Origin of the sequence: Rheinheimera sp. (assembly GCF_020217005.1) — a bacterium.
Lineage (GTDB): Bacteria > Pseudomonadota > Gammaproteobacteria > Enterobacterales > Alteromonadaceae > Pararheinheimera.
The window spans coordinates 1-10,000 of sequence record NZ_JAIWOI010000142.1; the positions used below are offsets into that span (position 1 = coordinate 1).

Sequence of the window (10,000 nt, forward strand, 5' to 3'; positions counted from 1 at the left end):
CCAGTGGATCCCGGCTTCAATCAACTGAGTTATCACAGCAGCATTATGCTCTTCGGCCATAAAATGCTGGATATTGCCAGCCACCACAGCCCCTACATCAGGCACTTCCAGCAGTTGTTCTAAACTGGCTTGCTGCACTGCATCTAACGTCGCAAAGTGGCTGGCCAAATTCAGCGCTGTTGCTTCCCCGACTTCACGAATGCCCAAAGCATAAATAAAACGTGGCAAAGTAGTTTGTTTCGAATCTTCGATAGATTTCAGCAGTTTAAGTGCCAGTTTTTCACCCATACGTTCTAAACCCACCAAAGCTGGCATATCCAGACGGAAAATATCAGCAGGCGTTTTCACCAGTTTTTGCTCGACTAATTGTTCGATGATTTTGTCGCCTAAACCTTCAATATCCATGGCTTTACGCGAGACAAAATGTTTCAGCGCTTCTTTTTGCTGAGCGGCGCAAAATAATCCGCCTGTACAACGCGCAACGGCTTCACCTTCCACCCTTTCGATGCTGGACTGACAGACAGGACAAACAGCAGGAAACAGGATGTCACGGGCGCTTTCCGGGCGCTCTTCCAGTACTACAGAAACTATTTGGGGGATCACGTCTCCTGCCCGACGCACTATCACCGTATCGCCTATCTTGACGCCTAGCCGGTTAATTTCATCCTGATTATGCAAAGTCGCATTACTGACGGTGACACCACCCACCACTACTGGCTCTAAACGCGCGACAGGAGTGATAGAACCGGTGCGACCGACCTGAAACTCGACATCCAATAAGGTGGTGGTTTTTTCCTGAGCCGGAAATTTAAAGGCAATAGCCCAACGTGGTGCGCGGGCGACAAAACCCAACGCCTGTTGCTGCGCTAAGTCGTCGACTTTCAGTACCACTCCATCGATTTCATAAGGCAAAGCGGCGCGTTTAGTTAAAATGCTTTGTTGATAATCCAGCGCGGCTTGCAAGCCTGTGACATGGCGGATTTCCGGGCACACCGGCAAGCCCCAGCCTTTAAGTTGTTGCAAGCGGGCATAATGGCTTTTGCTGCTCAATAGTTGCGTTGTGTCTTCCACAGCGCCTACCGCATAGGCATAAAACATCAAAGGCCGGGTAGCAGTGATCTTCGGATCCAATTGCCGTAAGCTGCCAGCAGCGGCGTTACGAGGGTTGGCAAAGACTTTATCGCCCGAAGCGCGGGCTTTATCATTCATCGCCTCAAAGCCAGCCAATGGCATAAAAACCTCACCACGCACTTCCAGCACAGCTGGCACATCGCCTTGTAACTTCAGCGGCACAGCCCGAATGGTTTTCACGTTAGCGGTAATATCTTCACCGGTAAAACCATCACCACGGGTAGCTGCTTGCACCAATAAACCTTGCTCGTAACGAATACTGACGGCTAACCCATCCAGCTTAGGTTCGGCACAAAATTCAAAGTCTTTGCTTGCATCAATACGGTCGGCCATACGTTTGTAAAAAGCGGCAAAGTCATCGGCATCAAAAGCGTTATCCAGGGACAACATAGCGACCTGATGGCTGATTTGACCAAATTTGCTCAAAGGCGCCGCTCCCACTCTTTGGGTCGGCGAATCGGCGGTGATTAGTTCAGGGTGCTGTTGTTCTATCTGCTTTAATTCCAAAAACAACTGATCGTAATCGGCGTCAGGAATACTGGGGTTGTCCAGCACATAATACTGATGATTGTGATAGGCCAGTTGGTCTTTAAGCTGCTGCAGGCGTTGTTGGATAGCTGGGTTCATAAGGTTTACTCTGGCACTTAAAAATCGAAAACATAAAATTCTAAAATAGAGAAGCCCCGAAAACGGGGCCTCTTTAACATGATTATTGCATTAACCGTGGATCAGACGCTGACGCTGAAACTCACGGATTTTTTCTACATAGTGCCGTACTGTTTGCACTGTCAGTACGGAGCGCTGACCATCCAGTACCTGACCACCAAACTCGTCGGCCAGTTTTTTCGCTGCACTGTGCATCAGGTTAAAGTTCTGTAAGGCTTCACCAGGCCCTGGCAAGGTCATAAACAGACTTAAACCACGGGTGTTCATTTTATCCATATCTTCTAAATCGAAGGTACCAGGGTTAAACATATTGGCCAGCGAGAATAACACCTCACCTGAACCTGCGTTGTCCTGGAAGCGATGGAAAATATTCATTTCACCGTATTTAAAGCCAAGTGTCAGCAACGATGGCAACAACAAAGAACCGTTGATTTCCTCACCTTCAGGCAACAGCACATACAGGATCAACACTTCGTTGGCCGGTGCCTGAGCTGTTTGATCTTTTTCTGCTTCGTACGCGGCTTGTTGTTCTTCCGCTACGGCTTCAGCATAGGGCTCGTCAGTGGCTGAAAAACTGCCCATATCTAAAGAAGGTTCTGTTATCTCAGGCTCGCGACGTACCTTTACGGGTTCACGTAATTTATTGGCTTTTGGCGCTACCGTAGGAGCCGGTTTAGGTTGAGGTTTTTCGCCAGGTTGCAATACCCTCTTACGCCCTATACCCAGTTCATCAAAGCCGTCAGCTCTGGTCGTTGGATCTGTGGTCGCTGGTTCAGGTTCGTACTTACCAATATCCTTGTTATTTTTACGAACAGTCCACAAGCCGTGTAAAGCTAAAGCACTGATACCTAACACACCCAAAACAATCAAGACTAAACGTAATTCCTCAGCCATCTCTTTTACCTTTTAGTTTTTAGGCTTGTGCCATTTTCACGGCATCTTCCACATCTACAGCCACAACTCTGGACACACCGGGCTCCTGCATAGTCACCCCCATTAATTGTGCCGCCATTTCCATGGCAATTTTATTGTGACTGATATAAATAAATTGCACAGTCTCCGACATTTCCCGTACCAGATTACAAAATCTGCCGACGTTTGCGTCGTCTAAAGGTGCATCTACTTCATCCAGCATGCAAAAAGGTGCTGGATTTAATCGAAAAATCGAAAACACCAATGATAAAGCGGTTAGCGCTTTTTCACCACCCGAGAGTAAGTGAATTGTACTGTTTTTTTTGCCTGGCGGTCTCGCCATGATAGTTACACCTGTTTCTAACAGATCTTCTTCGGTTAAATCAAGATAGGCACTACCTCCACCGAACACTTTTGGAAATAAAGTTTGCAAACCATCATTCACTTGTTCAAAGGTTTCTTTAAATTTTTGTCTGGTTTCGCGGTCAATTTTGCGAATAGCAGTTTCCAGTGTTTCTAATGCTGAAACCAAATCCTGATGTTGAGCATCCAGATACTGCTTGCGCTGGTCCTGCTGTTCAAACTCTTCAATAGCGGCCAGGTTGATGGCGCCTAAACGCGACACTGCATCCTGAGTTTTTTCCAGCTGCTGCTGCCATTCCTGCTCATTGGCTTCTGCTGGTAATGTCTCACTCAGCTCTTTAAAGTTAACCTGCAACTCGGTCAGCTGTTCCAGCATATTGTTGGCGCGTACCCGGTAGCCTTCAGCACTTAACTGTAAATCTGCCAGTTCTTTTTGTTTTTGCGTCAACAGGTGCGCTACGCCCTGGTGGCCTTGTTCAGCCTGACGCAACTTGTCGTCCAGTTGATGTAAAGCTTCGGCTTTTTGCTGCACCAAAAGTTCAACTTCGGCCCGTTGTTCCAACAACAGCTGCAAAGTTTCGTGTTGCTCGCCGTCAGGCTCTGACACTTCGGCCAGTTGCTCCTGCACCAGTTGAAAACGCTGCTGTAGCTGCTGCTGTTGCTGCTGACTTCGCTGTAAATTCTGCTGGCTGAAACTCAACTGCTTTTGCGCACTTTGTTGTTCCAGCTGTAACTGCTGAAGTTGCTGACGCACTGTGTCTTGCTGCTGTTTCAGTTGTTGGTGCTGTTGCTGACTCTGACTTAGCTGTTGCTGCAGTTGCCATTCTTTGGATTTTTGCGTCTGATACTGCTCATCTAAAATTTCAGCTTGTTGCTCCAGCTCTTCAAGCTGCAGGCTTAACACGTCAAAATCCTGCTGCTGTGCCGTCAGCTCGCTTGAGGCCTGTAACCGTCTTTGTTGCTGCAATTGCTGCTGTTGTTGCAGCAACAGAAGGTCGGTGCTGATTTTTTGCAGTTGATCTTTTGTCTGCTGCAGCTGCTGCTGGCTTTGTTGCCACTGCTGTTTACTGCTTGCCAGTTCAGTATCGGATTGCGTTTGTTGCTGCTGATCTGCCGCTAACTGCTGTTCAAGCTGCTGGATTTGTTCTGCCAGTTCCAGCAATTGCTGTTGTCGCGTTAAGTAGTTGTCTGAAGCTGCTTGCCCCGGCACCAGTTGCCAGTTGCTACCAAACCAGATGCCTTGCGGGCAAATCACGGACTGCTGGGGTTGTAGCTGTTTTTGTTTGGCTTGAGCTTGTTCCATATTGTCCGCCAGCAACACCTGATGGAAAGAGTCCGGATACAAGCCTGAACGGATCACTGCAGCTAAAGTACCAGCCTGAGCATTCAACTGGCTGGGTAACACAACACTTTGCTCAGTCCCCTGTTTAATTCCCTGTGTAGCGCCCAGCTCTGCTGTCGCATGCTGAAGTTCCCCCAACACCAGGCTGACAGCCCTAGCCCATTTCGGCTCAATCTCCAACTGCTTTAACAGTTGTTGCTGCTGTTTATTGACCTGCTGTTGGATCTGACTGAGTTTATCCTGCTGGTTTTTCAGCTGCTTTAGCTCGCTTTGCCGCACTAGTTGCTGCTGTTTACGGTCCTGCTGCTCTTGTTGCAACGCCTGATAGCTCAGTTCTGCTTCAGTGCTTTGCTGCTGCAGTAGCTCAAATTGCTGCTGTGTTTGGTGCTGCCTGGCAAGCAATGGCTCTGCCGCTGTTGAATCGGCCACTGCATCCAGTTGTGATAATTCTTGCTGTAACTGGCTGATACGGTTCAATAGCTGCTGCTGTTGTTGCTGGCTGTGCTGCGTCTTTAGCTGAGTTTGTTGTTGTTGCTGCTGCAAGGCAAAAAACTGCTGTTGCCATTGTTGTAATGCGCTCTGAGCTGCGAGATAACCTTCTTCGGCCTGCTCCACCTGTTCAGTCAGACTTTCAAACTGCTCTTGTTTCAGTTCACTTTCAGGCGTCGCATTTTCAAGCTGGAATTCAAGTTCAGCCAATTGCTCCCGCTGCTGTGCCATATAAGAGTCGGCTTCCTGCAAGGTCAGTTGCAATGAGCGCAGCTCATCGGTCAGGCTTTGACGGCGCTGGCGTTGATGCAGTTGTTGTTGTTCAAGGCGGGTGATTTGGTTACCGACCTGATAATACTGCTGCTGCACTTGTTGTTGCTCAGCGCGTAGGTCTTGTTGCTGCTCCTTTAATTGCAACACCAGCAACTGATCACCGGATTGAGCGGCCTGAAACTGCTCTATTTCGGTCAGCTTGTGCTGAATATCCAGCTCTGTTTTTTGTAGCAAGCCATGAAAGTGTAACCATTTTACACAGGCCAATTCAGCTTTAAGCTTCCGTTCCTGCGCTTTGAGTTCCTTAAAACGTGCAGCAGCAGCCGCCTGACGTTTTAACTTATCGAGGTTTTTACCCAGCTCTTCCCGCACATCAGATAAACGATCCAGGTTTTCGCGGGTATGTTTAATACGGTTTTCAGTTTCGCGCCGACGTTCTTTGTATTTGGAAATACCGGCGGCTTCTTCGATAAAGATACGTAAGTCAGCGGGCTTGGATTCAATCAGCCGCGAAATCATACCTTGTTCGATAATGGCGTAACTGCGTGGCCCTAAGCCTGTACCAAGGAAAATATCTGTGATATCGCGACGGCGGCATTTAGTGCCATTGAGGAAATAATTCGACTGGCCATCCCTTGTCACTAACCTCTTGATGGCTATTTCGCTGCGATCGGCCAGTGTGCCTTGCAGTCGGCCCTGGGTGTTTTCAAACATCAGTTCAACTGAAGCCTGAGACACAGGTTTGCGTTGGGTGGAACCATTAAAAATAACGTCCGTCATCGCATCACCACGCAGGTTTTTAGCCGAGCTTTCGCCCAGCACCCAGCGTACAGCGTCAATGACATTGGATTTACCGCAGCCGTTTGGCCCCACTACAGCTGTCATCGCAGCGGGAAAAGCCACCTGGGTAGGGTCAACGAAGGATTTAAAACCCGCTAATTTAATTTGCTTAAGACGCATCTGTCCCTGAACAATAAGGCCGAGGTTTTGTTAACAAAACTGAATGTAACAGAACAGCAGGGCCGCTGTCACGGCCGCTTTCAATCCAAAGGCTGAAAAAGTTGCTTACGGATTTTATGTTGCGACTCAGAGACATGGCCTATATGCTCGCCCTATTCGTAGCAGAATCGGTTCGCACCAGTAGGGGAACAGCATGCATTATCTGATGAAGGGTCTGAACTTAATTCGTGTCAAAGGCTTAAAACGTTATGTACTGGTGCCGCTGAGCATCAACCTGGTACTGTTCGCTTTAGCTTTTGGTTATTTAATCAGTCAGTTAGGTGGCTGGGTCGAACAGGTGGTCGCAGCCCTACCCGACTGGTTGGGTTTTATTGGCTTTTTAGTCTGGCCTTTGGCACTTTTTTCTATTGTGATGGGACTGGCGTTAACTTTTACTATGGTGGCGAATTTTATCGCCGCTCCTTTTAATGCCTTACTGGCCGAAAAAACCGAACTGCATTTAACAGGACAGCCTTTGCCTGAGCAGGGCCTGGCTGCATTTTTAAAAGATGTGCCCCGCATGCTGGCCCGTGAGTGGCAAAAGTTTGTCTACTGTCTGCCACGTGCTATAGGGTTTTTGTTGCTGTTTTTTATTCTGCCAGGCATAGGTCAGTTGTTATGGTTTTTGTTCTGCAGTTGGATGCTGGCTATTCAGTATTGTGATTATCCTTTTGATAATCACAAAGTGCCTTTTGATACCATGCGCAAAGCGCTAAAACTGCAGTGGAAACCTTGTTATGCCTTTGGCATTAGCGTCTATCTGCTTAGCCTGGTACCGCTGATTAATTTGCTGATTATGCCAGTCGCGGTTTGTGGCGCCACAGCCATGTGGGTGGATAAATTCCGCGAAGCCCTGCGTCTGCCCGACTAAACCCTTCGTACTTGAAGCTGCAACTTTGTTGACTTCACTCTCTCGCCCCAGTCACATAGGGAAACTATGCTCCTGGGGTCTCAATCGCTTGTCGCCTCGCTGCAACATCAATTACTTTGGGTTCAAACAAGCAAGACTAACGGTGATCAGGCTGTCTGCGCCGCCATCTGTGTACAGCCTTACTTTTATCCACTTTGATGTGGTGTTGCACTATCACTGGGCGTGACACAATCAGGTTATTCGGATAAACCACCTGATCATTGTTTTTGGTCAACAGTACTGTGCTGAACAAATTAATTTCCACCACTTTGCCTTCAATATGGTTAGAACCGTCGATAATTTTCACTTCAGCACCCGGCGCAAAGTTACGTTGACCTAACATAATAAAAAAAGCCGTGATGTTACTCAAAAGCGACCAGGCGGCGAATAAGGCTACACCTATAACAGCGATCATTGACGAAGCAAGGACCAGCAAGCCTTTGATATCTATGCCCCAAACCACACTAAGAATAACGACCAGCAGTAAAAACAACAGAATATGAAACACGACTAAAGCACGGCGATTCATTTCTTCTTTTAATACACTGGCCGCTATGGTGCGGTATAAAAAAGGCGCAATACGGCGACTAAGCACTATATAAATCAGAATGATGACCGCACTAATGACCATCTGAACTATGGCCGGACTAAAACTAGCCATTAACTCTTTAAACTGATGCAAAATCTGCATGGCTTCTTGCACAACCGCCACCCTCTTTCAAAAATCCGCCATTCTTCCACACAACGCTGAACACCCACTGAAAACATTTAGTCCAGATCGTTAATAGCCCAGGTCACAATATAATCTTCAAACTTTTCCATATCGACCATATCTTCAGAGATGGTCTTATTACGCACTGACATTTGCTTTTTGTGCATCAGACTTTTTTTACCGTTGTTCAGAAGAGGATGCCATGACGGCAAGCCCCGACCTTCATGCAAACGGCGGTAACTACAGCTGTTAGGCATAAAAAAGATGTCTTTTAAATTGTCCTGCGTCAGTTTTACGCAATCCGGTACCAGTACTGTGCGCTGCTCATAGACGGTGCAGGCGCATTTATGGCTGTCGAGATAACGACAAGCGATATTGGTGAAATGAATTTGCTCGTCAGGTTTGATGTAATCCGTTGGGCCTTCTGCCTCTTCGTCTTCATCATCAATAAATTTATTCAGACAACATTTAGCGCAGCCGTCACAAACGGCTTCCCACTCTTCTGTTGTCATTTGCTCCAGGCTTTTTGTTTCCCAGAATTTTGTTGTTAACACTATGACCTCTCTGTCAGCGCACTGACGTCTTAATATGTAGCTTGTCGGCCAAGGCCAATTCCAGCTGATCACCGCTGTTCAGCGGTCCTACACCAGCGGGTGTGCCGGTCAGTACCAGATCGCCTGGTAACAAGGTAAAAAACTGTGACATTTCGCTGATGATTTGACTGACAGAGCGGATCATCATGCTGGTATCACCTTGCTGGCGTAGTTCGCCATTCACCTTCAGGCTAAAGGCTAACTGCTGGACATCCCCCAATTCATGCGCCGCAATAAAACTCGACACAGGACAAGCGCCATCAAAACCTTTGGCAATCTCCCAGGGCCGTCCCAGCTCTTTTAACTTCTTTTGCTGATCGCGAAGTGTTAAATCCAGCGCCAGACCATAACCCCAGACGGCGTCCAGCACTTGCTCAGGCGTCACTTTGCTCAGAGGTGCCTTAATCAGCACCGCCAGCTCTGTTTCATTATGCACTGCACCTAACTGATCCGGGATAGAAAACGGCTGATGGATAGCAACAACAGCCGTATTAGGCTTGATAAAAAACAGCGCTTCTGCTGCTGTTTTGCTGTTCATCTCAGCAATATGGTCCTGATAATTCTGACCTATACAAAGCACTTTACCCAACGGCAGCTCAATGCTTTGCCCTCTATAGTCCTGATGCTGATAACTCATGCTTTATCCTCTGCAGCTATTAAATCCGCCAGATACCCAACGCTGGTGACAAAATAATAGGATCGGTTCCAGTGCATCAGAGTCTGATAGTTGCTATAAGCCAGATAGACCCGGCCATGTTCGTCATCCGGCATCACCAAGGCTGCTTTTAAATCACGGGCAGGCAGAGCTTTGCCTTCAGTGGTGCGAACTCCTAAATTTTGCCATGCAGCTAAAGAGCGTTCAGATTTAGCCCACCATTCCAGCCACTGAGTTCTGTCTTTGCTGCCTTTTGGGATCACATAAGAGAAATCAAAGTTTTTTGGTACTTTCACTTCTCTGCCCCAGGTTTGGCTATTATCCCAGCCTCTGGTTTTTAAATAGTTGGCAATAGACGCAAAAGCGTCGGAGCGGCTTTGCCAGATATTGATATGCCCATCGCCGTCGCCGTCCTGAGCGTAGGACATAAATGCACTTGGCATAAACTGGCTTTGGCCCATAGCACCAGCCCAGGATCCGTTCATATCAGCCAATTTGACATGGCCCTGTTGCAAGATATCCAGTGCCAGAAAAAACTCGGTTTTGAAGAAAGCTTCGCGACGACCGTCATAAGCCATAGTGGCTAAAGCCGAAGGCACTGAATAGTTGCCCATAATTTTGCCAAAGCTGCTTTCTAAGCCCCACAAAGCGACGATAAACCGTGGCTGCACACCATATTTCTGGCCTATAGCGTCCAGCTCTTGCTTATGTTCTTTGTAGTACTTACGCGCCAGAGCTATCCGTTGTTTACTGATACGTTTTGGTAAATAGGTATCTAAAGTTTCAGTAAATTCTGGCTGTTTTTTATCAGCCACTACAGCTGATTGGTAATGTTTTAAACTGGCAAAAACCTCTTTCACCAGCGCTTTGGAGTAGCCCTTTTGCAGAGCTTCCCGTTTTAAAGAAGCGGCATAGTGTTCAAAACTACCTTTATTCACAGCGGTTTGACTGCTTG

At 47.6% G+C, this 10,000-nt stretch carries 8 protein-coding genes; 1 reads left to right on the top strand and 7 read right to left on the bottom strand.

Annotated elements, in window-relative coordinates:
• The 3 genes from ligA to smc all read right to left on the bottom strand — a co-directional run.
• The coding region (gene ligA, locus LDL40_RS06915) for an NAD-dependent DNA ligase LigA (protein WP_300994480.1) at positions 1 to 1,758 on the bottom strand (1,758 nt) is incomplete at its 3' end.
• Between the two features lie 90 nt (positions 1,759 to 1,848).
• Positions 1,849 to 2,691 carry a cell division protein ZipA gene (zipA, locus tag LDL40_RS06920; RefSeq protein ID WP_300994481.1) on the bottom strand — a complete coding sequence of 281 codons (843 nt, stop codon included), beginning with the start codon at positions 2,689 to 2,691 and terminating at the stop codon, positions 1,849 to 1,851.
• A gap of 19 nt (positions 2,692 to 2,710) precedes the next feature.
• Positions 2,711 to 6,136 carry a chromosome segregation protein SMC gene (gene smc, locus LDL40_RS06925; protein ID WP_300994482.1) on the bottom strand — a complete coding sequence of 1,142 codons (3,426 nt, stop codon included), beginning with the start codon at positions 6,134 to 6,136 and terminating at the stop codon, positions 2,711 to 2,713.
• A gap of 193 nt (positions 6,137 to 6,329) precedes the next feature.
• Here smc and cysZ point away from each other — a divergent pair, with 193 nt between their 5' ends.
• Positions 6,330 to 7,046 (top strand): sulfate transporter CysZ, encoded by a 717-nt coding sequence (gene cysZ / locus LDL40_RS06930; RefSeq protein WP_300994483.1) that lies wholly within the window; start codon positions 6,330 to 6,332, stop codon positions 7,044 to 7,046.
• Between the two features lie 136 nt (positions 7,047 to 7,182).
• On the opposite strand, the gene LDL40_RS06935 is transcribed toward cysZ, so the two are convergent.
• From LDL40_RS06935 to LDL40_RS06950, 4 genes are all read right to left on the bottom strand, one after another.
• Positions 7,183 to 7,788, bottom strand: coding sequence for a mechanosensitive ion channel domain-containing protein (locus tag LDL40_RS06935; RefSeq protein ID WP_300994484.1), 606 nt, complete (start codon positions 7,786 to 7,788; stop codon positions 7,183 to 7,185).
• Between the two features lie 65 nt (positions 7,789 to 7,853).
• Positions 7,854 to 8,351 (bottom strand): YcgN family cysteine cluster protein, encoded by a 498-nt coding sequence (locus tag LDL40_RS06940; RefSeq protein WP_300994485.1) that lies wholly within the window; start codon positions 8,349 to 8,351, stop codon positions 7,854 to 7,856.
• 13 nt (positions 8,352 to 8,364) lie between these two features.
• The gene (locus LDL40_RS06945; RefSeq protein WP_300994486.1) at positions 8,365 to 9,027 is read right to left on the bottom strand and encodes a fumarylacetoacetate hydrolase family protein; all 663 of its coding nucleotides are present in this window, start codon (positions 9,025 to 9,027) and stop codon (positions 8,365 to 8,367) included.
• Positions 9,024 to 10,000, bottom strand: a 977-nt coding sequence (locus LDL40_RS06950) for a lytic transglycosylase domain-containing protein (protein WP_300994487.1), incomplete at its 5' end; no start/stop codon positions are given. The genes LDL40_RS06945 and LDL40_RS06950, both read right to left, overlap by 4 nt.